Origin of the sequence: Paenibacillus artemisiicola (assembly GCF_017652985.1) — a bacterium.
In the GTDB taxonomy this organism is placed as follows: Bacteria; Bacillota; Bacilli; order Paenibacillales; family Paenibacillaceae; genus Paenibacillus_Z; species Paenibacillus_Z artemisiicola.
Window position 1 is genome coordinate 1 of the sequence record NZ_JAGGDJ010000004.1, and the last position, 23,863, is coordinate 23,863.

General features: G+C 62.8%; 21 protein-coding genes. 5 read left to right on the plus strand and 16 right to left on the minus strand.

The window, feature by feature from the left end:
* Positions 1-76 precede the first annotated feature (76 nt).
* The 12 genes from I8J29_RS08385 to gnd all read right to left on the minus strand — a co-directional run bounded on the left by I8J29_RS08385 (position 77) and on the right by gnd (position 14,996).
* Positions 77-1,198, minus strand: a complete 1,122-nt coding sequence (locus I8J29_RS08385) for a stalk domain-containing protein (protein WP_208847177.1) — start codon at positions 1,196-1,198, stop codon at positions 77-79.
* A 69-nt stretch (positions 1,199-1,267) separates the two neighbouring features.
* The gene (locus I8J29_RS08390) at positions 1,268-3,349 is read right to left on the minus strand and encodes an ATP-binding protein (RefSeq protein ID WP_208847178.1); all 2,082 of its coding nucleotides are present in this window, start codon (positions 3,347-3,349) and stop codon (positions 1,268-1,270) included.
* Between the two features lie 259 nt (positions 3,350-3,608).
* Positions 3,609-3,833, minus strand: coding sequence for a hypothetical protein (locus tag I8J29_RS08395; RefSeq protein ID WP_208847179.1), 225 nt, complete (start codon positions 3,831-3,833; stop codon positions 3,609-3,611).
* A gap of 28 nt (positions 3,834-3,861) precedes the next feature.
* Positions 3,862-4,983, minus strand: coding sequence for a GerAB/ArcD/ProY family transporter (locus I8J29_RS08400; RefSeq protein ID WP_208847180.1), 1,122 nt, complete (start codon positions 4,981-4,983; stop codon positions 3,862-3,864).
* A 57-nt stretch (positions 4,984-5,040) separates the two neighbouring features.
* The gene (locus I8J29_RS08405; protein WP_208847181.1) at positions 5,041-6,252 is read right to left on the minus strand and encodes a Ger(x)C family spore germination protein; all 1,212 of its coding nucleotides are present in this window, start codon (positions 6,250-6,252) and stop codon (positions 5,041-5,043) included.
* Between the two features lie 3 nt (positions 6,253-6,255).
* A complete protein-coding gene (locus tag I8J29_RS08410; RefSeq protein ID WP_208847182.1) occupies positions 6,256-7,836 on the minus strand; it encodes a spore germination protein in 1,581 nt (526 codons plus the stop codon).
* A 265-nt stretch (positions 7,837-8,101) separates the two neighbouring features.
* Positions 8,102-8,917: an ABC transporter permease gene (locus tag I8J29_RS08415; RefSeq protein ID WP_208847183.1), complete on the minus strand. Its 816-nt coding sequence runs from the start codon at positions 8,915-8,917 to the stop codon at positions 8,102-8,104.
* Positions 8,914-9,945: an ATP-binding cassette domain-containing protein gene (locus I8J29_RS08420; protein ID WP_208847184.1), complete on the minus strand. Its 1,032-nt coding sequence runs from the start codon at positions 9,943-9,945 to the stop codon at positions 8,914-8,916. The genes I8J29_RS08415 and I8J29_RS08420 overlap by 4 nt, the downstream gene beginning before the upstream one ends.
* 140 nt (positions 9,946-10,085) lie before the next feature.
* Complete coding sequence (gene gntK, locus I8J29_RS08425) at positions 10,086-11,633, minus strand: gluconokinase (RefSeq protein ID WP_208847185.1); 1,548 nt, start codon at positions 11,631-11,633, stop codon at positions 10,086-10,088.
* A gap of 51 nt (positions 11,634-11,684) precedes the next feature.
* Positions 11,685-13,046, minus strand: a complete 1,362-nt coding sequence (locus I8J29_RS08430) for a GntT/GntP/DsdX family permease (RefSeq protein WP_208847186.1) — start codon at positions 13,044-13,046, stop codon at positions 11,685-11,687.
* Between the two features lie 189 nt (positions 13,047-13,235).
* Positions 13,236-13,907: a GntR family transcriptional regulator gene (locus I8J29_RS08435; protein ID WP_208847187.1), complete on the minus strand. Its 672-nt coding sequence runs from the start codon at positions 13,905-13,907 to the stop codon at positions 13,236-13,238.
* Positions 13,908-14,096: 189 nt separating this feature from the next.
* Positions 14,097-14,996 carry a phosphogluconate dehydrogenase (NAD(+)-dependent, decarboxylating) gene (gnd, locus tag I8J29_RS08440; RefSeq protein WP_208847188.1) on the minus strand — a complete coding sequence of 300 codons (900 nt, stop codon included), beginning with the start codon at positions 14,994-14,996 and terminating at the stop codon, positions 14,097-14,099.
* A 233-nt stretch (positions 14,997-15,229) separates the two neighbouring features.
* Between gnd and I8J29_RS08445 the strand changes: the two genes are divergently transcribed.
* The 3 genes from I8J29_RS08445 (at position 15,230) to I8J29_RS08455 (ending at position 17,163) form a co-directional block, all read left to right on the plus strand.
* On the plus strand, positions 15,230-15,370 hold the full coding sequence (locus I8J29_RS08445; RefSeq protein ID WP_208847189.1) for a paeninodin family lasso peptide: 141 nt from the start codon (positions 15,230-15,232) through the stop codon (positions 15,368-15,370).
* A gap of 272 nt (positions 15,371-15,642) precedes the next feature.
* Positions 15,643-16,218 (plus strand): TetR/AcrR family transcriptional regulator, encoded by a 576-nt coding sequence (locus tag I8J29_RS08450; RefSeq protein ID WP_208847190.1) that lies wholly within the window; start codon positions 15,643-15,645, stop codon positions 16,216-16,218.
* Positions 16,219-16,401: 183 nt separating this feature from the next.
* Positions 16,402-17,163, plus strand: coding sequence for an SDR family NAD(P)-dependent oxidoreductase (locus tag I8J29_RS08455; RefSeq protein WP_240546019.1), 762 nt, complete (start codon positions 16,402-16,404; stop codon positions 17,161-17,163).
* Between the two features lie 183 nt (positions 17,164-17,346).
* On the opposite strand, the gene I8J29_RS08460 is transcribed toward I8J29_RS08455, so the two are convergent.
* The 4 genes from I8J29_RS08460 to I8J29_RS08475 form a co-directional block, all read right to left on the minus strand.
* On the minus strand, positions 17,347-17,808 hold the full coding sequence (locus tag I8J29_RS08460) for a DinB family protein (RefSeq protein ID WP_208847192.1): 462 nt from the start codon (positions 17,806-17,808) through the stop codon (positions 17,347-17,349).
* The gene (gene msrA, locus I8J29_RS08465) at positions 17,805-18,953 is read right to left on the minus strand and encodes a peptide-methionine (S)-S-oxide reductase MsrA (protein ID WP_338113097.1); all 1,149 of its coding nucleotides are present in this window, start codon (positions 18,951-18,953) and stop codon (positions 17,805-17,807) included. Before msrA ends, I8J29_RS08460 begins: the two co-directional genes overlap by 4 nt.
* A 356-nt stretch (positions 18,954-19,309) precedes the next feature.
* Entirely contained in the window at positions 19,310-20,002 is a 693-nt protein-coding gene (locus I8J29_RS08470) for a response regulator (protein ID WP_240546020.1), read from the minus strand.
* Positions 19,953-21,215 carry a sensor histidine kinase gene (locus I8J29_RS08475; RefSeq protein ID WP_208847194.1) on the minus strand — a complete coding sequence of 421 codons (1,263 nt, stop codon included), beginning with the start codon at positions 21,213-21,215 and terminating at the stop codon, positions 19,953-19,955. Before I8J29_RS08475 ends, I8J29_RS08470 begins: the two co-directional genes overlap by 50 nt.
* Before the next feature lie 313 nt (positions 21,216-21,528).
* Here I8J29_RS08475 and I8J29_RS08480 point away from each other — a divergent pair, with 313 nt between their 5' ends.
* Positions 21,529-22,845 carry an ABC transporter substrate-binding protein gene (locus I8J29_RS08480; protein WP_208847195.1) on the plus strand — a complete coding sequence of 439 codons (1,317 nt, stop codon included), beginning with the start codon at positions 21,529-21,531 and terminating at the stop codon, positions 22,843-22,845.
* 87 nt (positions 22,846-22,932) lie between these two features.
* Positions 22,933-23,862 carry a carbohydrate ABC transporter permease gene (locus I8J29_RS08485; RefSeq protein ID WP_208847196.1) on the plus strand — a complete coding sequence of 310 codons (930 nt, stop codon included), beginning with the start codon at positions 22,933-22,935 and terminating at the stop codon, positions 23,860-23,862.
* The last annotated feature ends 1 nt before the right edge of the window (position 23,863 follow it).

Sequence of the window (23,863 nt, forward strand, 5' to 3'; positions counted from 1 at the left end):
CACGGCCGGCAGCCTCCTTTCGTTCGCCGCCCGCGCGGACGGTCCGTCTATCCGGCCGGCGGAATACGCCGCGCCGTCAAGGCAGCTTCATTTCCAGCTCGGCTTGGTACACGCCCGGCACGAGCTCTTCGAACGCGAACGTCGCGGAATCGGCGTACGCGCCCTTGTTCCGCACGCGAACGGTCATCGCCACGGGCTGTTCGCCGGGCGGCGCGTACCTGGCCGTCGCCTTGTACGTGCCGACCGGAACGTCGTTGCGCCCGAAGCCGCCAGGGAAATGGAATCCGGGTCCGGCGAACGCTTTCCCGCCGCCCGCCGGCGTCAACGCGACCTCCACGTACTGCTCGGAATAGCCCGCGGCGATGTCATCGAGCGAGAGATAATAATACAGCTCGCCGAACGCGGTCTCCTTGCGCAGCGTGAAGTCGCGAACCGCTCCCGTGTTGCCCGCGAACGGCGCGTCGTTCGCCGGGGTCAGGTCGACGCGGTACGTTTCGCCGTCCGCCGCGGCTTCGTACGAGCCGCCCATGTGCCACGTCGTTGCGAGACGCGGCAGCTCGATCCGGTAATTTCCGTTCGCGTCGGTCGTCGCGGTCAAATTGCTGTTATACAGCAGCTGGTTGTCGGCGAACACGGCCGCGCCTTCCACCGGTCGTCCCTGCTCGTCGACGACGCGCCCTTTGACGACGTACGGCTCGTCGCCGGCGCTGCCGCCTGCCGATCCCGGATTCCCGCCGGTTCCGCCGGAGGAAGCGATGCGGATCTCGGTCGCGCCGCCGCCGGACTCATAGTCGACGCGAAAGCCGCCGTTCTCCGACACGAAGCGCAGCGGCACCAGCGTGCTGCCGCGCACGACCCGCGCGGGAACGTCGAGCGTCGCGTTCTTGCCGTTGACCTTCGCCACGCGGCTGTCGATCGTCAGCTCGAGCTTCAGCCCGGCCTTCGTGCCGACGGCCCGGCCGGAGCCGCCGGAACCGGTCCATTGCACGGTAAAACCGAGCGTCTCGAACAGGGCGCGGAACGGCACGAGCAAGCGTCCGTCCTCCGATACGGGCTGCGCGCCGCCGAAGCGGAGCGGTTCGCCGTCGACGTATACGCGGATCGGCTTGGCGGCCGCGCGGGCGGCATGCGGAATCGCCGCCGACAACAGCAGCAGGCTCATCAGCATCGCCAGGCCTTTCGTTATCCGGTGCTGCACGGGGGTCACTCCTTGCGAATTAGGTTGGGACCGCTCCTAGCGTGCCGGACATCGGACGCCGGAGCGGCGTTACGTCGCCCTGCCGCCGTCCAGTACGCGGTAGAGCAGCGCGAGCGCCTTGTTCAAATGCCGGTAATAGGTCGCCTTCGACAGGTTCAGGCTGCGGGCCGCGCGTTCGTGCGGCCGCATGTTCTCCACGTACAGCCGGGACAGCAGCAGCCCGAGCCGTTCTTCGGCTTCGTCGCCTTCGGCCAGCCGCCGGATCGCCTCGCGGATGTCCCGCAGCGCGGCCGCGCCCGCTTCCTCGAGGGAGGCGCCGTTCATCGCGCGATGCGGAAACAAGCGGAGATAGGCGCGGATCGCTTCGGGGTGCCGGGGCAGCGAACCCCCCGGCCGCAGGATGCGCTTGAGCGTCCGGACGTCCGGTTCGTCGGCAAGCGCGTCCCCGGGCTGCGTGTCCGCGGGCCGCGCATCGGCGGCCTGCGCCGGCGCTAACCGGCTTACGGAACGGTCGAGCTTGGCGATGAAATCCTCCTGCCGCAAATCCAGGACGAATGCCCGGTATTCCGTGCCCGCCGCGGAGGCCGCGTCCGCCCATGCCGCGCGTTCGAAGCCGCACAGCTCGAAGATCGGAAACCATTCGCGCAGGCTCGTCAAGTCGACAATCCATTCGGAACGGGAGAAATGATTGATTAACGTCCCGAGCATATAGGTTCGCACGGCGTCTTCGCGGTCCGGACGGATGCCGATGATCGCGAAGAGGTACGCGTTCGGCACGGGCCGCCACCCGTTCAAGAACGGCTCGAGCAGCGGCTCCCGCCGCAGCACCTCCAGCATCCCGCCGCGGAGCGGCACTTTGCCGAAGAAGGCGACCAGCTCGTCGCGCGCCCAGACCGTGACGAATGCGGCGGGGTCGGCTTCCCAGACGTCGCGCAGGCAGCCGCCGAGGAGCGGCCCGTCGTCGGGCATGGGCGCGGCATGCCGGTGATAGTCGGCATACAGGCGCTCCAGCTCGGGGAGGTCGGCTTCCCGGCAGGCGCGCAGCTCAAGCTCGCCGTCCGGGTGGCCGGCGAAGCAAACGGTCCGCACGAGCGGATGCTCGTGCAGGTTCATTTTATCGAGCTGCAGCCGGCCGCGCAGCCGCGGATGCAGCTCTTCTTCGCGGCGGATTTGCAGCAGGGCGCCGCGCCGCATCGCCTCGTACGCGCTCGGCCGCCGCAGCGTGAAATCTTCCAGCGCCCACGCCCGGACGGCATCGTGCAGCAGCCAGCCGTCTTCCGTCAGGCGGACGAACGGCAAGCCGGCGAACAGGCGGAACGCGGCCGGATCGAGCTCCTTCCCGAGCGCGGCGGCAAGCCGTTCTTCGTTGAACCGCCAATAGACGGAGGCCGCTTCAAGCATCCGGTGCATGTCCGCCGGGAGGCCTCGCAGCAGATCCGCCAGCAAGACCGAGAGAAGCCGGAAGTTCTCCTCGCGCGCCAGCCGTCCGGCTCCGGCCTCGCCGCCGCCCCGGATCGTCTCCGCCGCAAGCGCCATGGCGAGCGGGACGCCGCCGGAAAACCGCTGCAGCCTGACACGGTCGCCCGGCTCGTCGATGCCTCGCCGTTCGGCGTAGCGCTCCACGTCCCGCGCGGGCAGCGCTCCCAGCCGCAGCGTCTCGGCGAACGCGGCCGGCCCGCCGCGAAGCCAGTCGCCCGTCAGCATGCTGCGCCCCGCCGTGACGATCCGGACCGCCGGCTCCAACAAGGCAAACCAGCGCAGGCACCAAGGCGCGATCGCGTGCCAATGATCGATGCCGTCGATGACGAGGACGAGCGGCCGGCCGAGCAAGCGGGCACGGCGATTCAAGGCGTCCGCCGCGCCCTCTGCCCCGCCGTCCGGGAGCGCATCGTCCGCGGTCCCGATCGCCTCCAGCCGCTCCGCCAGCTGGCGCGGAACGTCTTCCTGCCGCATGACCCTGCCGCCGTCCATCGCCACGAGGCGGCCGGTCTCCGTATCGGCCAGGAATCGCCGAAGCAGCGCCGACTTGCCGATGCCGCCTTGGCCGAATACATGCAGCCAGCGCGTCTCCGATCCGCCTTCCGCGTGCGCATGCAGCCGATTCAATTCTTCTATCCGTCCGACGAAGACGGATTCCGGATGGACGATCATCGCTCACCGACTCCTTCAACGTATCATGCGATCGCCGGGCCCGCTACGCGATTTGATACTCCATGGCGGAAGTTGAGACTGCCGTGAGACCAATTTCGGATGCATCGCGAGACCCCGTACGTATCCTAATATACGACGCCGGGCAGGCGGGCGCCTGCCGCGCGGTCAGGGAAATGCGCGGCCGACCCATCCTTGCGCGCGACAAAAAGGCTGCCATCCTTTAGGGAAGGCAGCCTTTTGTCCGGGTTCGCAAGAACCGCTATCGCTCCAGCATCCAGCGCATCGGCTTGAACAGTTCGATCATCCATTTGTTCGGCCCGGGCAGCTCCGGAAAGCACAGCACCAGCAGCAGCAGGCCGGCGGCGAACGCGGACAGCAGCGCGAAGGCACGCCTCTCCCTCGGCCTTCCTGGCTTCAGCTTCGGCCATTCGTACAGCGCGCCGAGCGCGAACAGCAGCGCGACGCCGGCGATTTTCAGCATCACGGGGGCGTTCCTCCTCTTCCTTATCCGGCTATGCGGGCTGCTCGTCCGGCCGCGGCGGCCCGCCCCGCGCCGCCTTCTTGCGAATGGTTGCGATCAGGATGAGCAGCACGGGAATGAGCACGTGGATCGTGCAGCTGTAGAAGGGCGTCGCCTTGCCGATGAAGTCCACCAGATCCTGCATCGACGGTCCCGACCATAGCGTGAACGTCAAGATCAACGCGCCGACCGGAAACACGACCGGCCGATAGGACTCCAGCCCGAGCCAATGCGCCATCCCCAGCGCCAGCACATAATAGAAGATCGCGATTTTCAAATAAACGCCCGCCACCCAAATGACGACCACGAGCGCCTCCAGATGCTCCAGGAAGTCCGCAATGCTGATGTAGCGCGCCGCCTGAATGACGGGATAGGTGAAGCTGCCGGTAATATTGCCGAACAGCATCAGCGTGTACACGTTGCACAGCGACAGCGAGCACGTGGCGACCAGCACGGCGATGAAGCCCCATTTGCGCGCTTTGTCCGGGTCTTTCACATAAGGCAGGAGGAACGAAATCATGATGTAGTGCGAGAACCAGGCGGTCGGCACGATCGCCCCCATCAGCGACGGCCCGACCCCCAGTCCCATGATCGGAAGCAGCTTGTGCACGTCCATGTCCGGGGTCAGCAGCACGAACACGAGCACGGTCAGCAGCAGGATGAACGGCACCAGCATCTGCGCCGTCCGCGCGATGACCTCGAGCCCTCCCCGCACGGCGCAGCCGCTGACGAAGATCAGCCCGGAGATGACCACGATCACGGGGGTGTAGTTCAGGAAGTTCGACGTCACCAGCTCCTGCGACAGCTTCACGATATTGCCGTTGATGTGCACGTAATAGAAGAGAAACAGCAGCCCCAAGGCTTTGCCGGGCCATTTGCCCAGGATGCGAACAAGGTATTGGATCAACGTCTCCCCCGGATACAGGCTCGCCAACCGCACGGCCATCCAGACCGAGAACAGCCCGAGAAGGGCGTCCCAGAGCGGCGAGATCCACAGGTCGCGGCCGGCCAGCTTGAAGGTCGTGGCGGGCACCGTCAAGTCGGCGGTCGCCACGACTAGCGGATAGAGCATCAGCCCCAACTGAAACGCAGAGATTTTGCCTTGCTCCGCCATCGTACGCACCTCCGTCCTTTGCTTTCGTCCGAGCCTCGCCCGGCTCCGTGCCGACGCTCATTCGACCCAATCTTCTTTCGGCTTCCCTTGCGGCGACGTGGACAACCCGGGACGCCTAACCTTCGCCTCGACATGCACGCGCGTCTCGACCTTCGGGAAGAGCTCGTCCCAATGCCGCTTCGAACGCTCCCACTCCCGGGGATACTTGCGTTCGAAGGCTTCGGCGAATCCGATCACGTCGGCGTTCGCTTCTTGCTGAACGGCATGCAGCGCCCCTTCGATCCGGCTGGCGATATCCCGTTCGGCCGTCCGCTCCACCACGCCGAGGAAGCGCGGCGTGCCGAGCACCAGATCGGTCGTGTTTTCCAAGATATCGTCTTCCGTGAAGACGTTCACGTCCATGCGCCACCGGCCGTCCTTGATCGCCGGCACCAGCCGCGTGCGCGCCGTCAGCTGCAGCATGGAGATATAGCCGTTCGAGCCCTTCGGCGAAACGGTGATGGTGGGGTGGTGGATCTCGTTGCGCAGCCACATCATGCCCCGCACGCGGCTGTCGTCGAGGTAGAGCACCATCCGTCCTCTCTTGATGACGGCCGCCCCGTTCAACCGGAACCCGCGATTCTTCGATTGCCCGTCCGACAGCCACGCCGAATCTTCCACCCACGGGATCAGGCTGGCTTCGCGGACGCTGCTCATATCCTCCAGCACGTCCCTGATGGTCGTCTTCACGCCGACGTGGCTGATCGCCAGCTCCCGGATTACCTCGGAGCTCGTCATTTCGAGCGGCGGAACCGTGGCCAGCAGCTCCGCTGCCTTGCCTTTCTTGATGATCACGTACGCGTTGAGTCGCGTCTTCGGATGCCTCGCCATGAAGTCCAGGCAATTGCGGATGTCCCCGTTCCTCGCCAGCTCTTCGCCGATCACCAGCACCTTGCTGTGCCCCCAGAACAACCGCCGCGGCAATTGCTCCTGCATCCGGCTCAAGGCGTCCGCGATCGTCCGGCCTTTGGCGATGCGGGCCAGCGTCGGGTCGCCGCCGCTGCTCGGCTGTCCGCCCTTCTCCTTGCCTCCCGTCACCTGGCGGGGGGCGATGATCTGGGCGGACACTTCGATCGCGGAGCTGTCCGGCTGCTTGTCCAAGCCGGAGCCGGAAATAATCGCGAGATCGTTCAGCTCTTTCCGGTCCCAGCAGCCGGTGAGCAGCAGCGGAAGCACCGCCAGCATGAACGTCCGGCAGAGCGGCCGTCTTCCCGGTCGGTTCGCCGCCATTCGTCAGCCGCCTCCTTCGCTGGAGCCCGGCTTCGTCCCCCTCGGCTGGCGGACCGGATTCGGGCCGTCGCCGAGCTTCGGCCGCCGGTTGAGCGACCAGATCGGCGCCCGGATGAGCACGTCCTTCCATTCGCCGCGCATGGCCGGGGCAAGCCCGCTCAGATACGGCACGCCGAACGAACGAAGCGTGCACAAGTGAATCAAGATGAGGATCAATCCCCACAGCACGCCGAGGAGGCCTAGCGTCCCGGCCAGCAGGATCAGCGGGAAACGAAGGATCCGAAAGGCGCCCGAGACGTTGTACCGCCCCGTCGTGAACGACGCGATGCCCGTGAAGGCCACGACCATGACCATGGGGGGCGAGACGAGACCCGCCGATACGGCGGCGTCGCCGATGATCAGCGCCCCGACGATGCTGACCGCCGAGCCGACCTGCTTCGGCAGCCGGATGCCGGCTTCGCGCAGCGCCTCGAACGTCAGCTCCATCAACAAGGCCTCCACCAGCGCGGGGAACGGGATTTGCTCCCGCGACGCGGAGATGCTGATGAGCAGCCGGGTCGGAATCATCTCCTGATGGAACGCCAGCAGCGCGACGTAAATCGAGGGCAGCATCAGCGAGATCGCCATCAGGAAGATGCGCATCCAGCGGATCATCGTCCCCAGCATGAACCGCTCGTAATAATCCTCCGACGCCTGGGCAAGCGAAAACAGCGTCACCGGCGCGATCAGCGCGAACGGCGAGCCCTCCGCCAGCACGACCGCCCGCCCTTCCAGCAAGCCGGAAGCGGCCACGTCGGGACGCTCGGTGGAGACGATCTGCGGGAACGGCGAGAACGACATGTCCTCGATGTATTCCTCGATGTTGCCGCTGTCCAGCACGCCGTCGACGTCGATGCGCGCCAGCCGCCGCTTCACTTCCTCGATCAGCTCCGGATCGGCCAGGTCTTGAATGTATGCGACCGCCACCTCGGTCTGCGTATACCGGCCGATCTTGAGCGTCTGGAACTTCATGAGGGGCGAACGGATGCGCCGCCGCAGCAACGAGAGGTTATCCTTCATCGTCTCCGTGAAGCCTTCGCGCGGGCCGCGCACCACCGATTCGGCCGAAGGCTCCTGGATCGCCCGCTTCTCGAATTTGGACACGGACAGCAGAATGCCTTCCTCGAGCCGGTCGATCAAGAGCAGCGCGTTCCCTTCCGCGATCGCGCCGACCGCTTCCGCGAATCCTTGCGCGCCCTTCGTGCCGGATACCGCCAGCCGCTTCTCCACCAATTCCTTGACCGCCCGCGCTTCCTCGCTCTTCCCCGCCATGAGCGGCGTCAGTACGTTCTCGTTCAGCCCTTCCGTATCCGAGAGCCCGTCGATGTAGACGAGCACGGCCTCCGTGCCGCCGCCGACGGCGAACGGCCGGAAGATGACGTCGGGGCAATCCGCGTACACCGCCCGCAGCTCCCGCACGTTATCCTGCAGGGCCGGTCCGAACCGCTCCGGCAGCCGTATCCCGGCGCCTCGAAGATGCATCTGCGCCGAATGCCAAGGGTCGCGCGCCGCCATATGGGTTCGCAATCGGGTCCGAAACCGCATCCGCTCTTGTCTCCTCGTATCGCTAGTATGAAGAATTCCGTATTTTGTAAGATGCATCAATCGGGCTCGGAATATTCCTTTGCAGGAAACCGTTGGCTGCCGGGCGACGCAAAAAACCGCTTCGCGAACGAAGCGGCTGAGCGGCATTTCGGTGGTGCAGTAATTCGGCGTTGCGGCCGTATGCCTATACGGTTGCAGGATCGATCGGTTCCATGGTTCTGCGTGCTTGCCCCCGCTTCCGCGGCGAACGGTGAACGCCCCGCGCTCAGGTCCGGCGCATGTAGGCGCGCACCGTGATCGGCGCGAACACCGCCACGATGACCGCGGCGCCGATCAGGGAGATGCCGAGGTCCCAGCCGGCGGTGCCGCCGTTGGTCAAGTCGCGGACGGCCGAGATGAGATGGGAGATCGGATTGATGTCGGCGAACCAGCGCAGCCAGTGCGGCATCGTCTTCGTCGGCACGAACGCGTTGGACAGGAACGTCAGCGGGAACAGCACGAGCATCGAGATGCCCTGCACGCTCGAAGCCGTCCGCGCGATGACGCCGAAGAACGCGAAAATCCAGCTGATCGCCCACGAACAGAAGATGACGAGCACCGCGGCGATGGCGACGTTGCCGAGCCCCCCGTCCGGCCGGTAGCCCATGACGTAGCCCATGGCGAACGTCAGCACCGTCGCGATCGTATAGCGGATCGTGTCCGCGAGCAGCGCGCCCGCGAGCGGGGCAATGCGCGCGATCGGCAGGGATTTGAACCGGTCGAAGACGCCTTTGTCCATGTCCTCGCGCAGCTGCACGCCCGTCACGATCGACGTCGTAATGACGGTCTGCACCAGAATGCCGGGAATGATGACCGGCAGGTAGCTCTGCACGTCGCCCGAGATCGCGCCGCCGAAGATGTACGTGAACATCAGCGTGAAAATGATCGGCTGCAGCGTCACGTCGAACAGCTGCTCCGGCGTCCGGCGGATTTTCAGCAGGCCGCGGTACGCCATCGTGAACGAATGGCGGACGGACTGGCCGAAGGAGGTGCGGTTGCGAAGCTTCAGGCCCGCCCCCGTCTTGATCGTCGGATTGCTCATGCGCTAGCGCCCTCCTTCCGTGTTTGGCTATCGCCGTTCGTCGGCGGTTCGTCCGCCGGCACGCCGTGTCCCGTGATCGTCAGGAACACTTCGTCGAGCGTGGGCTTCTGCACGCTGACCTCGGCGAGCGGGATGCCCGTCTCGCGGAGCGCGACCAGCAGATCGGTGATCAGATCGGCGTCCGCCATCGGGGCCGTAATGCGGGCGGCTTCCGGCGAGACGGTCGACGGCGCCCGAAGCACCTGTTCGACAAGCCGGCGGGCGCCCTCGATATCCGCCGCGCTGCGCACCGTGAGCTGCAGCGACGTCGTGCCGATCGACGCTTTCAGCTCGTCGACGGTCCCTTCGGCCACGACGCGGCCGCGGTCGATGACCGCGATCCGGTCGGCGAGCTGGTCCGCTTCCTCGAGGTACTGCGTCGTCAGCAGCACGGTCGAGCCCGTCTTCACGAGCCGGCGGATCGTCTCCCACATCTGGGCGCGCGTGCGCGGGTCGAGCCCGGTCGTCGGTTCGTCCAGGAAGATGAGCGGCGGCTGCGCGATCAGGCTGGCCGCCAGGTCGAGCCGGCGCCGCATGCCGCCGGAGAAGTTCTTGAGCGGCCGCTTCGCCGCCTCCGTCAGGCCGAATTCCTCCAGCAGCTCGGCCGACTTGCGCTTCGCCTCCGCGCGTCCGAGCCCGAGCAGGCGGGAGAAAATGATCAGATTCTCGGTCGCGCTCAGCGACTCGTCGACCGACGCGTACTGGCCGGTCACGCCGATCAGCTGGCGGACGACCTGCGATTCTTTGACGACGTCGTGCCCGAACACCCGCGCCGAGCCGGCGTCCGGCCGAAGCAGCGTCGCCAGCATGCGGATCGTCGTCGTCTTGCCGGCGCCGTTCGGCCCCAGCACGCCGTAGATCGAGCCGGCGCGCACGTTCAGGTCGACGCCGTCCACGGCGCGGTTCGGTCCGAACGCCTTGACGAGCCCGCGCGCTTCGACGGCCCATTCGCCGCCGTGCCCGTTTGCGTTTCCATACCCGTGATTCATGGCGTTTCATGCCTCCTATAGTTTGCGGATGCTTAGGATGGTATCGTTGTTCTATGAACGGAATATGAACAACGGCAAAAAGGCCCCTGAGGATTCAGAGGCCTTCCGCCGCGCCGGCATGCGCCGCGGCCGCGATCGGATTAAGGTCGGATGAGAGCTTGCTGGAACTGCGCGATCGCTTCGTATTCGTCTTCGAGCTTGCGCGCGACGCCGATATAGATCGGCAGCAGCCGGTGATAGACGGAGGCCGATTCCGCGTCCGGCTTATGCTCGTGCGTGGCGCCGACCATGTCCGCGACGACGCTCAGCGAATCGGCCCTGCCGATCGCGTTCAGCCCGAGCACGACGGCGCCAAGGCAGGAGCTCTCGAAGCTTTCGGGCACGACGACCTCCTGGTCGAAGATATCCGCCATGATTTGGCGCCACAGCGCCGAGCGGGCGAAGCCGCCCGTGGCCAGAATTTTTTTCGGCCGCCCGATGTTCTCCTCCATCGCCAGCAGCACCGTGTATAAGTTGAAAATAACGCCTTCCAGCACCGCGCGGATCAGATGCTCCTTGCGGTGGTGCAGGTTAAGCCCGAAGAAGGAGCCGCGTGCGCTCGCGTTCCAGAGCGGGGCGCGCTCGCCGGTAAAATACGGATGGAATAGCAGGCCGTCCGCGCCTGGCCGCACCCGCGCCGCGATCTGCATGAGCAGGTCGTAGGGATCCATGCCGAGCCGCTTGGCCGTCTCGGCTTCGGCGGCGGCGAGCTCGTCGCGCGCCCAGCGGAGAATCATGCCGCCGTTGTTGACGGCGCCGCCGATGACCCAATGCTTGTCCGTCAGCGCGTAGCAGAAGATCCGGCCCTTCGGATCCGTCACCGGCTTGTCGACGACGGTGCGGATCGCGCCGCTCGTGCCGATCGTGGCCGCGACGACGCCGGGCTCGATCGCGTTCACGCCGAGGTTGGAGAGCACGCCGTCGCTCGCGCCGACGATGAACGGCGTCGAGGCGCCCAGGCCCGTCTCTTCGGCGTAGGCGGCTTTCATGCCCCGAAGCGCATGGGTCGTCGGCACGAGCTCCGACAGCCGCTCCCTCGTCACGCCCGCGAGCTCGAGCGCTTCCTCGTCCCAATCGAGCTTCTCGAGATTCAACATGCCCGTGGCCGACGCGATGGAATAATCGACGACGTACTCGCCGAACAGCCGCGCGAAGACGTATTCCTTGATCGACACGAACTTCGCCGCCTTCCGGAACAGCTCCGCTTGCTCATGCCGGAGCCACATCAGCTTGGGCAGCGGCGACATCGGGTGGATCGGCGTGCCCGTGCGCAAGTAGACGCCGTGCCCGTTCAGCTCGCGCTTCAGCTTGTCCGCCCATGCCGCGCTCCGGTTGTCGCCCCAGGTAATGCTGCGCGTGAGCGGCTTGCCTTCGCCGTCGACGAGGATGACGCTGTGCATCGCCGAGCTGAACGCGACGAACAAGACTTGCTCGGGCTTCGCTTTGCTCTGCGCCACAACGCCTTTAAGCGTATGAAGAACGGCGCGGAAGATCTGGTCCGGGTCCTGCTCGGCCACGGACGAGGTCGGCGTGTAGAGGGGGTAGCCCTCGTCCGCCTTGGCGACGATGGCGCCGTTCGTCTCGAACAGCACGGCCTTCGTGCTGGTCGTGCCGATGTCGACGCCGATCATATACATCGATTGACTCAAGGGATGAACCTTCTTTCGGATAAAAGTGCGGCGAGCGCCGCCCGGCTGCCGTCAGACCGCCATGCTCAGCAGCAAAATGAGCATCAGGCCGACGACGGACAAAATCGTTTCCATGACGGTCCACGACTTCAGCGTCTGCGGCACCGACATGTTGAAAAACTCCTTGACCATCCAGAAGCCGGCGTCGTTGACGTGCGACAGGATGAGCGAGCCCGCGCCGGTCGCCAGCACCGTCAGCTCGACGTTCGCGCCCGGGGTTTGCGCCAGGATCGGCGCGACGATGCCCGCCGCCGTCGTCATGGCGATCGTCGCCGAGCCCGTCGCGACGCGGATAAGCGCCGCGATAAACCAGGCGAAGAAGATGATGTTGACGTGCGCCGACGTCGCGATGGCGGCGATGGCGTTGCCGACGCCGCTGTCGATCAGCACCTGCTTGAACGCCCCGCCCGCGCCGATGATCAGGATGATCGTCGCCGTCGGCGCCAGGCATTCGCTCGCGAAGCGCGACACGTCCTCCTTGGAGAAGCCCCGGGCGAAGCCGAGCGAGAAGAACGAGAAGACGACGGCGATCAGCAGCGCGATCACTTCATTGCCGATGAATTCGCAAAACACCGTCAAGCCAGACGTCGCCTCGCGATCGAGAATATTGGCAATGGAACCGATTAACATCAGCATAACAGGGAGCAGAATCGTAAACAACGTGATTCCGAAGCCGGGAAGCTTGCGTTCGCCCGCCGACGCGAATTGCTCGGCCAGTTTGGCCGGCGGCTCGACCGCGATCCGGGCGCCGATGAATCTGCCGAAGAGCGGCCCGGCCAGAATGGCCGTCGGCAAGCCGACGATCAAGGAATATAAAATCGTTTTACCCAAATCCGCCTTGTAGGCGTCGATCGCGATCATCGGCGCGGGATGCGGCGGCACGAGCCCGTGCACCGTCGACAGCCCGGCCAGCACGGGAATGCCGATCTGCAGCAGCGACATCCGCGTCTTGCGCGCGACGATGAACACGATCGGGATGAGCAGAATCACGCCGACCTCGAAGAAGACGGGAATGCCGACGATGAAGCCGACGACCATCATCGCCCAGTGGACCCGCTTCTCGCCGAACAGGTCGACGAGCGTCGTGGCGATCCGTTCCGCGCCGCCGGATTCCGCCATCATCTTACCGAGCATCGTTCCGAGCCCGATGACGATCGCGATCGTGCCGAGCGTGCCGCCGAGCCCGCCGGTCACCGACTTGATGATCGCGGCCGGCTGCATGCCCGCGAGAAACCCGAGCGCGAGCGCCGCGAGCAGCAGCGTGACGAACGGGTTCCATTTGAATTTCGCGATCAGAATGACCAAAAACGCAATGGAAACGAGCGCCCATACGATCAGCGTCGCATTGTGGCCGAATCCGAATATCGTGCTCATGTTGAACCTCCTAGTCGATCTGGTTGCTTTACGGTTTGCCGTTAGTATTCGCCAAAATCGGCGAACGCTACCGGCAACCGCTTTCAATTCGTTCGCTTGCTTGGGATGGACATGCGTGCAGTCTTATATTGTATACTTGTCGACAACTTTGCGCGCGCGTTTTGTCCCGGCGCCGGTCCAGCCCTCCGGTTACGGAAGGCTGTTGTGCAGCGTCCGGTTGGAATCGGCGAAGTACGCCCGCACCTCCGCCCGGATGACCGCGGCGTCCCGCGATTCGATCGCTTTCAGGAGACCGCCGTGCTTCCCGATCACGCTCTGCAGCTTCGCCTCGCCCTCGGAAAACACCTCGTCCGTCGTAATCAGCATGACGGCGAGCACGACGTGGCGGATGCTGTTCCACAGCTGCTGGATTCTCGCGTGCTTCGCTTCGGCGATCATCGCTTCGTGGAAACGGAAATCCAGCTGGGCGAACTCGACGCGGTCGCCGTGCTTCACGGCCAGTCCCATCTTGTCGATCAGCTGCCGCAGCTCGGCGAGCAGCGGCTCGCGGTCTCCTTGCGCCAAGCGCTGCTGCGCGAAGCTTTCGATCAGATACCGGACGTCGTACAGCTCCTCGAGATCCTGCATGCTAAGCCCGAGCACGACGGCGCCCATCCTTTCGAGCCGGATGAGCCCTTCGTTCGACAGCGTTTTCAGCGCGTCCCGGACCGGCGAACGGCTCGCGCCGAATTCGGCCGCGACCCGGTTCTCCGAGATGACCGCTCCCTGCTCGATCGCGCCTCTGATGATTTGCAGCCGCAGTTCGCTCGCGATGGCGTCCCCGCGGGAGGCGCCCTGCAGCCAGGCGGATGGATAACGCATAGTCGTTTCAACTCTCCTACGTATCGATTTCCGAGCGCGTGCTAACAATCGGCAGGTACGATTTTACCACACATTCGCGGGCGGAACTATAAGGAGGCGTATCTCCGTCCGGCTGCCCGGCAGCGAGGAACGACGCTTTGGCCCCATATCGCTAAGGCGATTCGCCCGGGACGCCGTTCGCTTGTATCGTTACTCGCTCGGAACGACGGCATGGCCGCCGAATTCGTTGCGCAGCGCCGCGACCACTTTGCCGTGGAACGTGTCCGCTTCCAGGGAGCGGTAGCGCATCAGCAGGGACAGCGCGATGACCGGCGTGCTCGCTTCGAGATCAAGCGCAGTCTCGACCGTCCATTTCCCTTCGCCGGAGCTCTGCATGACGCCGCGGATGCCCTCCAGCTTGGGATCCTTCGAGAAGGCGTTCTCGGCCAGCTCCATCAGCCAGCCGCGGATGACCGAGCCGTTCGACCAGACGCGGGCGACATCCTCGTAGTCATAGTCGAAATCGCTCTTCGACAGCAGCTCGAAGCCTTCGGCGATCGCCTGCATCATGCCGTATTCGATCCCGTTGTGAATCATTTTCAGGAAGTGGCCGCTGCCGTTCTTGCCGGCGTACAGGTAGCCCTTGTCCACCGCCATCGCTTGGAACAGCGGTTCGATGGTTGCGAAGGCCTCGCGGTCCCCGCCGATCATGAAGCAGCCGCCGAGCGCCGCGCCTTCGGTGCCGCCTGACGTCCCCGCGTCGAAGAAGAAAATGCCCCGCTCGCCGAGCCGCTCGCCGCGCGCGATGGAGTCCTTATAATGCGAGTTGCCGCCGTCGATGACGATGTCGCCTTCGCCGAGCAGCGGCGCAAGGGCGTCCAGCACCTGATCGACGATCTTGCCAGCCGGCACCATTACCCAGACGATGCGGGGCGCCTGCAGCTTCGAGACCGCATCGGCGATCGTCTCCGCGAAAATCCCGCCTTCCGACGCGAGCAGCTTGCCGGGCTCCGGATTCACGTCCTGCACGACGACCTCGTGGCCGTTCCGCAGCAAATTTTGCGCCAGATTGAAGCCCATCTTGCCCAGACCGATCATACCTAGCTTCATTATGCTCACCTCGATCTTTGATCTACAAGTATACTTGTATACAACTCGTGAATCGATTTTACACCTTTCGCTTTCGTCTGTAAATACGACGGAAGAAAGCTGTCGTTATTTGCCAAGCACCCCCGTAAAAACGGGATAACCCCCGAATTCCTATTTATGGGCTTTCCTGCGGGCCGAAAGGCGAATGGACCCCGCTTGCAAAGTACCACTATTCATGGATAGGAGGTAGACAGATGACTCAACAATCCGCGAAAAAAGACTGGGCCGCTCCGACATTGGAAGTTCTCTCCGTTGGCGAAACGATGTACGGCAAAGGCACGACGACGATCGATTTCGTCACGACGGACGACCTGGATATTTACAATCCGAGCTAATGCGCATCCCTCCTAACGGCAGCGTCACGCTGCCGGCAAGCCCGAAGAGACCGCCGGTTCTGCCGGCGGTCTTGTTGCGCTCATGCACCGCCATAGTTTTCGCCTGCGAAATCGAATAGCCCCTCGCCCGCGTCATTGCCGTCGACCTTCCTAGTGTTCGCGAAGGCTGAAGCAATTATCCTTTAATGATCGCCGCGCGGGCAGGCCAAGAAATATTCTTTCTTTACCGATCGTTCTCAATATGCTAAGATGTCTTCGGGAGGCGAACGGGCATGGCAAGAAGCAAGGAATACGACGAGCCGGAAGTCCTTGACAAAGCAATGCGGCTCTTCTGGGAACAAGGCTACGAGAAGACGTCCATGACCGATCTGGTCGATCATATGGGCATTCACCGCAGAAGCTTGTACGATGCGTTCGGCGACAAGCGCACGCTGTTCTTGAAGGCGCTGGACCGATACGGCTCGTTCATCGCCGGGAATTTGAAGGCGGGCATCAAGCAGGCCGAGACGGCCGCGGACGCCCTGCGGTTCGTGTTCAAATACGCCATCGACGACAAGGAAGGCTGTCCGTCCGGCTGCCTGCTCGTCAGCTCGGCGGTAGAGCTGGCCGCCCGCGACGAGGAGGCCGACGCCAAAACGGTGCATGGCTTCGAAAGCGGAGAAGAGCTGATGGCCGGCATTATCGCGTGGGGACGGCAAAATGGCGAATTCACATCGGCCGTCGCCGCCAAGGAGCTTGCCGAATCGCTTCATAACGCGCTGCTCGGCATCCGGGTCTTGTCGCGCACCTCGGTCAGCCGGGAGAAGCTGTACCGGATCGTCGACGTATCCATGGGCCTGTTGCGCTAAGTTGCGTTAAGTTGCATGTAATTCGAAAGCCAAATTTTTTTGAGCTAAGTAGAATGATCGTTCCCATTAGAGCCGCGCAGCCTTGACGCCGCATTCGTTCCATCCGTTCACCCGCCCGCCCATTAGACGTACCATCCAAGACGTACCAACCCAACGTACCATCCAAAAGGAGACGATATGACGATGACAACGCAACATCTTCAAGGCAAAATCGCGTTCGTAACCGGCGCCAACCGCGGCATCGGCTTGGAAACCGCGCGCGGCCTCGCCAAGCTCGGCGCCACGGTGGTCATCGGCGCGCGGAACGAGCAAAACGGCCGCGAGACCGCCAAGCAGTTGAAAGAAGAAGGCTTTAAGGCCGAGAGCATCCGGCACGACGTCAACGTATCCAAAGACAACGAGGCGGCATTCCGCTACTTCGACGAACATTACGGCAAACTGGATATTCTCGTGAACAACGCCGGCGTCATGCTAGATCAGGAGCATATCTCCATGGAAATCGTGAACCGCACGGGCACCATGCCGCTTCAGCTGCTCCGCGACTCCTTCGACATCAACTTCTTCGGCCAGGTCGAGTTGACCCAGCTGCTCCTGCCGCTGCTCCGCAAGTCGGACGCCGGCCGCATCGTCAACCTCTCCAGCATTCTGGGTTCGCTGACGCTGCAGGCCAATCCGGAATCGCCGATCTACGCGATCAAGACGTTCGCGTACAATGCCGCCAAAGCCGCGATCAACGCCTTCACGATCCATTTGGCCGAAGAGCTGAAAGACACGAACATCAAAGTGAACTCGGTTCATCCGGGCTGGGTCAACACCCGCATCGGCGGCGACAAGGCGGAATTCGACGAAACGGAAGGCAGCCGCACGAGCATTCGGGCGGCCACGCTTCCGGCCGACGGACCGAGCGGCTCGTTCCTCTACCTGGACGGCACGCTGCCTTGGTAATTTTTTTACCCAAATGAGAACGATCATTCCCGTAATAGTGAATCGCTTTGCGCCCCAGCGGGCTCGCATCGCAACAGGCGGCACCATAAGGTGCCGCCTGTTCACTTATCAATGGAATGAAATAAAAGAGAGAGAGGAACTGAAGCAAGTCCAGCAGATATAGGAAGCCGAATGGCCGCCGTCTTACTCGGCTTGCAGCGCCTTCAGCATGGCATTGACGAATCCGACGTGATCGAGCAGATGCAGCTCCGTGGACACGATCAGCTCGCCGATCGTTTGCGCCTTCAGGAAGTTCTCCGGCACGGGCTCGTCCATCCGGTCCTTGAACGTCTCGCGGATGAGCACCGCCTGGGCGCCCAGCTGCGAGACCAGATCGTCCCAGGCCGGCGGCTCTTCCTGCCAATCCGCGGGCTTCGTGCCGTACGCGAACAACGCTTGATACCGTTCAGGAAGGAACGCGGGCTGATTCGAGAGCGCGAACACATGGAATTCCGTTACCGTCAGCACGTGGCCGACATGCCAGTGCAGGTGGTTCTTGAAGCCGTTCGGAATGACGCGGCGCTTGTCCGGCGGGCACTGCTCGACCAATCGAAGAAAGACGTTCAGCCGGCTGTCCAGCAGCTCCAATATAAACTCGTTTCTCATTGCGCATCGTCCTCCTGAAATAGTTTGGCGTATTTCCCGTATCCGCTTTGCGCCAGCTCATCCATCGGAATGAAGCGCAGCGACGCGGAGTTCGTGCAGTAGCGAAGTCCCGTGGGCTCGGGGCCGTCCTCGAAGACGTGGCCGAGGAAGGAGTCCGCGTAACGGCTTCTTACTTGGGTCTCGTCCGAGAAGAACCCGCCGACCTCCCGGTAGATCACGCTGTCCGGCTCGAGCGGACGGGTGAAGCTCGCCCAGCCCGTGCCGGCATCGAATTGATCCTTCGAGCTGAACAGCGGCTCGCCCGACACGATGTCCACGTAAATGCCGGCTTCGGCGTTGTTCCAATACGCGTTCCGGAACGGCGGTTCGTCCTGATCATGCTGGGTAACGTCGGCCTGCAGCTTCGTGAGCGACTTCAGCCGATCCGCTTTGTCGAATACGGCATACGGGCTTTCCAATGCCTTCAACTCCTTGTCCTCCCCCCAGACGCGGTCCAGGAACGCTTCCCGGCCGGACGCGACGTCGTTGAACTCGTAATCGGCCGGATGGGTTCTGAAGAAGTCCTGATGGACGTCTTCGGCTTCATAGAACGCGGCGACCGGCAAGATCTTCGTCACGAGCGGCTTGTCGAACTTGCCTTGGGCGGCGAGCGCCGCCTTCGACGCTTCCGCCGCGGACTGCTGCTCCTTGCCGTCGTAGAAGATGACCGAGCGATATTCCGTGCCGCGGTCGCCGAATTGCCCCTCCGCGTCGGTCGGATCCGTGTTGCGCCAGAACGCCTGGAGCAGCTGATTGTACGAGATGCGGCTCGGGTCGTAACTGACCTGCACCGCTTCGAGATGGCCCGTCTTGCCGGCGGATACCTTCTCGTAGGTCGGATCGGTCGTATGTCCGCCCGTATACCCGGTCACGACGCTCACGACGCCGTCCAGCTTCTCGAACGGGCCTTCCACGCTCCAGAAGCACCCGCCGGCAAATACGGCCGTCTTAGTGTTCCCGCCTGCAGCCGCCGCTTCCGTGAATCGATTCGCCGTGCCGCTCATGCCTTTCGCCTCCGCCGTATCGTGTTTGTGATAGGAGCCATACGCGGCAAACATCACCACGGCCATCAACCCGACGGGAAGCACGATTCGTTTCAAGTTCACAAGCCCTCACCTCCGCGGAAATTCTTGCGCGTCCCTTCGCATGCGCGATCAATAATTCAAGAAGCAGTTCAGTTCAAAGAAAGATCCGACCACCAGCGCCAGCAGAAGCGACACCGTCATGATCCGCAGCGTCAACCCGGCTTTTTTCTCCGCCATCCCGTCCACTCTCCTATCGCGTCTTGGATTTCGCCGGAGGGGCTATTCGCGCCGCCTCCGTTCTTGCACTTTGATCTTACCAAGGTTCGCGGACCGCCAAATCTGTGGAACGTCATGAATCGGACGCAAAAAAAGCATCACCTTCGGCCGCCGCGCATGACGAATCTCATGCGCTATGCCAAAAGTCATGCTCGACTTGCTCAGATGGAATGACGGACCGCATAGACGGCCGCCTGCGTTCGGTCGCGGAGCCCCAGCTTCGCGATCAGATTCGAGACGTGGTTCTTCACCGTGCCTTCCGTGATCGACAGCGTCTCCGCGATTTCCTTGTTGTTCCGGCCTTGCCCCAGCAAGGCCAGCACCTCTTTTTCCCGTTCGGTCAACGCCGCCAGGGCGCCCGGCTCGTCCGGAGGCAAGGGCGCCGCCGCGCCCGGATCGCGCTCCGCCATCTTTTTCATTTCGCGCAGCAGCATCGCCGTGATATCGGGCTGCAGCACCGTGCCGCCGTTGTACACCGTGTGGATCGCGCTGACGATCGCCTCCGACGGCAGATCCTTCAGCAAGTAGCCTTGGACGCCCTTTTCCAATGCTTGCAAAATCAGCTCCGCGTCGTCGAACGTGGTCAGGATCAGCACCTTCGTGTCCGGCATATGCCGCAGGATCAATTCGGTCCCGGCCACGCCGTCCATGCCCGGCATCCGAATGTCCATCAGCACCACGTCCGGCCGCAGCTCGACGACCTGGTTGTAAGCGTCCCTGCCGTCCACGGCCGTGCCCACCACCTCCATGCCTTCTTCCAGGCCGATAATGGTCGCGAGCCCCTCGCGCATGAGACGCTGATCGTCAACGATGAGAATTTTCAATGGCTTCCGCTCCGTTTCCGCCGGGGGCATAAGGGAAGCGGACGTCGACCGCGAACCCCGTTCCCGGCTCCGTCCCCACCTGCACTTCCCCGTTCCACTCCCGCACTCGTTCTTGCATGTTGATCAACCCGAAGCCGGGCTTCAGTTCCGCGGGCGCCTCCCCGTCATTGCGGATGCACAGCGAAAATCCGCTGTCGGCAAAAGCGAGCACGATCTCGGCCTTCCGGGCATGGCCGTGCTTCTGCGCGTTCGTGAGCGATTCCTGCACGACGCGGTACGCGGTCAGCTGCAGGTCGCCCGGCAGCGCGACGGGACTCCCTTCCACCTCCAGCGTCGTGTGCACCTCCGCCCACTTGGTGAATTCCCGCGCGAGCTCCGCCAGACGCTCCTGCAGCGAGACCGACCGGACCGGCTCGTCGCGGATCGCCCGGACCGAGAGCCGGATCTCTTGCAAGGACGCCCGGATCAGGTTCTCGCATTCCGCGTAGGTCTCCTCGCTGCGCCGCGGATCGATCCGGCTTAGCTTCCGCGCCGCCTGCATTTGGACGAGCAGCGCCGTCAGCTTATGGCCGACCGTGTCGTGAATGTCCCGCGCGATCCGGATTCGCTCCTTCGCGGCGCCCCATTCCTCCGTTTGGAGCGCGTATTCCTGCAATTGCGCGTGCGACTGCATCAACTCCCCGTACAGCTTCAGCGTGTTCGCGCGCGCGCTCCGATAGAAGTGGATCAACACGCTCACGATGCCGGCGAACACGATGAACGACCCGGTCGTAAAATAGCCGATTTCATCCCATTGCCCGAAGACGTACCAATCCAGGCTGCCCATCGTCAGGACGTATACGCCCAGCAGCAGCAGGCAGGTCCAGATGATGCCGCGGACGCTCTGCGCGAACATCAAGATGGCGAGCGCCGTGATGCCGACGAAGAGATGATTCGGGAAATTGCCCGCGATGTAGATGTAGCCGTAGGCGGCGGACAGCAGGAAATCGAGGATCAGCAGCTGGAACAACCCGCTTCGCCGCTTGCTCTGGTTCATATAGACGTAATTGGCGAACAAAAAGGCCGCGATGGATATGAAAATGAAGCTGAGTCTCCAAAACAGCGCGATCGAATAATCGAAATAAAAGACGCCGGCCAAGGCTAAATTCAGCAGCAGCTTCAATCCGAACGCCAGTTTCCAGGTCCGGGAAGCGCTCCATCCGCCTTCGGCGGCCGCGCGCTTGTCGGCGGTCGTTTCGTTCATGAGCCCGCATCCCGCTCCCCTCCGGATGATGTCCCCTTAAACTTACCACGAGGGTTTCGAAAAAATCAAACGATCGGTCGGATTTTGGTACTTGAACGGCCGATTGGCGGTCTCGGCGAAGCAGGAAGCGCCCGCCCCGATTCCTAGATTTCAGAAAAAAAATAAAATTCAAAATAGCAAGATAACGAATTGTATTGTTAAGCGCTTTCATTTACAATGAGCCTATCAGACAGGCGGAGGATATGCTTGGATGACCTGGGGGGTTATTGCCAGTCTGACCGAAGGCTTGTTGATTAAAAAAGGAGGCTATTCAATGGCGGCAACGAGAAAAAAAACGATGTTGTTCGGCGCGACCGCGGGCATGCTGCTTCTGGGCGTTCTGGCGGGCTGCGGCGACAACGGCGGAAGCGGCGGCGGTTCCGGCGGCAAAGTCACGCTGCGCATGATTGAAAGTCTGACCAGTCCGGCACGCACGACCGTATTGAACGAAATGATCTCGAAATTCGAAGCAGCCAACCCGAACATCAAAGTGGAATTGATCTCGCCTCCTTTCGATCAAGCCGACAACAAGATCAAGACGATCCTGGGCGCCAAGCAGGATCTCGACGTGCTGGAGGTCCGCGACCTGACCGTGTCCGAGTTTTCCAATAACGGTTACTTGGAGCCTCTGAACGATTACGTGAAGAACTGGCCGGACTACGCGACCGAGGTCGACGTCGCCAAATCGGTCGCCACGCTGAACGACAAGCTGTACTTCATCACGAACGGCATGTACCAGCGCCAAATGTTCTACCGCAAGGATTGGTTCCAGGAGAAAGGGATTCCGGCGCCGACGAACTACGAAGAGATGGTCGATGCCGCGATCAAGCTGACGGATCCGGCCAAGAACCGCTACGGCTTCTCGTTCCGCGGCGGTCCCGGCGCGAACGGCGTTCCGGATACGATGATTCTGAACTACAACTTCGATGGCATCGACCACGACGACTCCATGTTCCTGACGGACGGCAAAACGATGTATTCGACGCCGGAAGCGAAGAAGGCGCTGGAGCTGTACGTCAAGCTGTACAAGGAAGGCTCGCCGAAGGATTCGATCAACTGGGGGTATCAGGAGCAGGTGCAGGCGTTCACCTCGGGCGTAACCGGCATCCTGCTGCAGGATCCGGACGCGATTCCGGCCCTGATGGAGAAGATGGACGTGAACACGATCGGCACGGCTCCGATGCCGAAAGGCCCGGGCGGCAAAGCGTTCACCGCGACGGGCGGCGGCGGCTGGGGCATCACGTCCTATTCGAAGCATAAGGACGAAGCGTTCAAGCTGATCGCCTTCCTCTCGAGCCCGGAACAGAACACGTACTTCGCCCAGAAAACCGCGCTCATTCCGATCCACAAGTCGGCGAGCGAGGATCCGTTCTTCCAGACGGATATGTACAAACAGCTGCTGCTGATGGCTTCCAAGCCGGACGAATTCGTCAATCTGAAAGCGAACACGAAGTATCCGGGAACGAGCCAATGGGGGCAGGTCTCCATGGAAACCGGCCAATCGCTGCTGCTGGGCGACGTGTCGGTCGACGATACGCTGAAGAAATGGGATCAGTTCTGGGCGGATCAGCGCGCCAATCTGAATAAATAAACGGAGCTTCGACGAACGATGGGTGGCGCGCAGCCACCCATCGTTACCGTTTCGTTCGATTTCCTCCTAAAGAAGGTGGTGCGGTTCATGAAAGAAGATCAGCCTCCCCTCGTCAGGCGCGCGCAGACCGCTTTCCGCAACACGCCGCGCGGTTTTATTTTCCTCAGCTTGCTGCCCGCGCTCGCGCTCGTGCTCGTCTTTACCTACTACCCGTTCCTCCGCGGCATCGTCATGGCCTTCCAAAACTACCAGCTCTTCGACCTTACGAACGTTCACTTCATCGGCTTGGACAACTTCAAGACGATGTTCCACGATACGAAATTCAAAACCGCCGCGATCAACAGCGCCTACTGGGTCTTCATATCGCTTATCCTGCAATTCGCGCTCGGCTTGACGGTCGCCCTCCTGTTGAACAACCGGTTTCGCGGACGCGGAATCTTCCAAGGCTTCGTCTTCTATCCGTGGGCGCTTTCCGGCTTTCTGATCGGCTTGATCTGGAAATGGATGTTCAACTCGCAGATCGGCGTGATCAACGACTTGCTCCTGCATCTCGGCCTCATTCACGAACGCATCGGCTTCCTGTCGGATCCGAGCTGGGCGATGGCTTCGGTCATCCTCGCGAACGTATGGTACGGCATCGCCTTCTTCGCGATCATGCTGCTGGCCGCGCTGCAATCGGTGCCGCCCGAGCTGTACGAGGCGGGAAGCATGGACGGCGCGAACGGCGCGCGCAAGCTCCTCAATATTACGCTGCCCTATATCATGCCGACGGTCATTACGACGACGCTGCTGCGCGCGATCTGGATATTCAACGATCCGTCGATCATTTACGGCTTGACGAACGGCGGCCCTGCCGGTTCGACGCATATTCTCTCTTCTCTCATGCTGGACAAAATCATGTACGGCGGGGATTACGGCGCGGCTTCGGCGATCGGCATCGTCATGATCGGCATTCTGCTGCTGTACACGATCTTCTATCTGACGGTCACGCGATCCGAGAAATTGGGGGACTTCTGAT

What these genes read in the sequence shown, in the direction of transcription:
- I8J29_RS08390 (WP_208847178.1), bottom strand. Translation starts at nt 3,349, where the DNA reads ATGATCGTCCATCCGGAATCCGTCTTCGTCGGACGGATAGAAGAATTG.
- I8J29_RS08400 (WP_208847180.1), bottom strand. Translation starts at nt 4,983, where the DNA reads ATGGCGGAGCAAGGCAAAATCTCTGCGTTTCAGTTGGGGCTGATGCTC.
- I8J29_RS08405 (WP_208847181.1), bottom strand. Translation starts at nt 6,252, where the DNA reads ATGGCGGCGAACCGACCGGGAAGACGGCCGCTCTGCCGGACGTTCATG.
- I8J29_RS08410 (WP_208847182.1), bottom strand. Translation starts at nt 7,836, where the DNA reads ATGCGGTTTCGGACCCGATTGCGAACCCATATGGCGGCGCGCGACCCT.
- I8J29_RS08415 (WP_208847183.1), bottom strand. Translation starts at nt 8,917, where the DNA reads ATGAGCAATCCGACGATCAAGACGGGGGCGGGCCTGAAGCTTCGCAAC.
- I8J29_RS08420 (WP_208847184.1), bottom strand. Translation starts at nt 9,945, where the DNA reads ATGAATCACGGGTATGGAAACGCAAACGGGCACGGCGGCGAATGGGCC.
- I8J29_RS08430 (WP_208847186.1), bottom strand. Translation starts at nt 13,046, where the DNA reads ATGAGCACGATATTCGGATTCGGCCACAATGCGACGCTGATCGTATGG.
- I8J29_RS08435 (WP_208847187.1), bottom strand. Translation starts at nt 13,907, where the DNA reads ATGCGTTATCCATCCGCCTGGCTGCAGGGCGCCTCCCGCGGGGACGCC.
- gnd (WP_208847188.1), bottom strand. Translation starts at nt 14,996, where the DNA reads ATGAAGCTAGGTATGATCGGTCTGGGCAAGATGGGCTTCAATCTGGCG.
- I8J29_RS08445 (WP_208847189.1), top strand. Translation starts at nt 15,230, where the DNA reads ATGACTCAACAATCCGCGAAAAAAGACTGGGCCGCTCCGACATTGGAA.
- I8J29_RS08450 (WP_208847190.1), top strand. Translation starts at nt 15,643, where the DNA reads ATGGCAAGAAGCAAGGAATACGACGAGCCGGAAGTCCTTGACAAAGCA.
- I8J29_RS08455 (WP_240546019.1), top strand. Translation starts at nt 16,402, where the DNA reads ATGACAACGCAACATCTTCAAGGCAAAATCGCGTTCGTAACCGGCGCC.
- I8J29_RS08460 (WP_208847192.1), bottom strand. Translation starts at nt 17,808, where the DNA reads ATGAGAAACGAGTTTATATTGGAGCTGCTGGACAGCCGGCTGAACGTC.
- I8J29_RS08470 (WP_240546020.1), bottom strand. Translation starts at nt 20,002, where the DNA reads ATGCCCCCGGCGGAAACGGAGCGGAAGCCATTGAAAATTCTCATCGTT.
- I8J29_RS08475 (WP_208847194.1), bottom strand. Translation starts at nt 21,215, where the DNA reads ATGAACGAAACGACCGCCGACAAGCGCGCGGCCGCCGAAGGCGGATGG.
- I8J29_RS08480 (WP_208847195.1), top strand. Translation starts at nt 21,529, where the DNA reads ATGGCGGCAACGAGAAAAAAAACGATGTTGTTCGGCGCGACCGCGGGC.
- I8J29_RS08485 (WP_208847196.1), top strand. Translation starts at nt 22,933, where the DNA reads ATGAAAGAAGATCAGCCTCCCCTCGTCAGGCGCGCGCAGACCGCTTTC.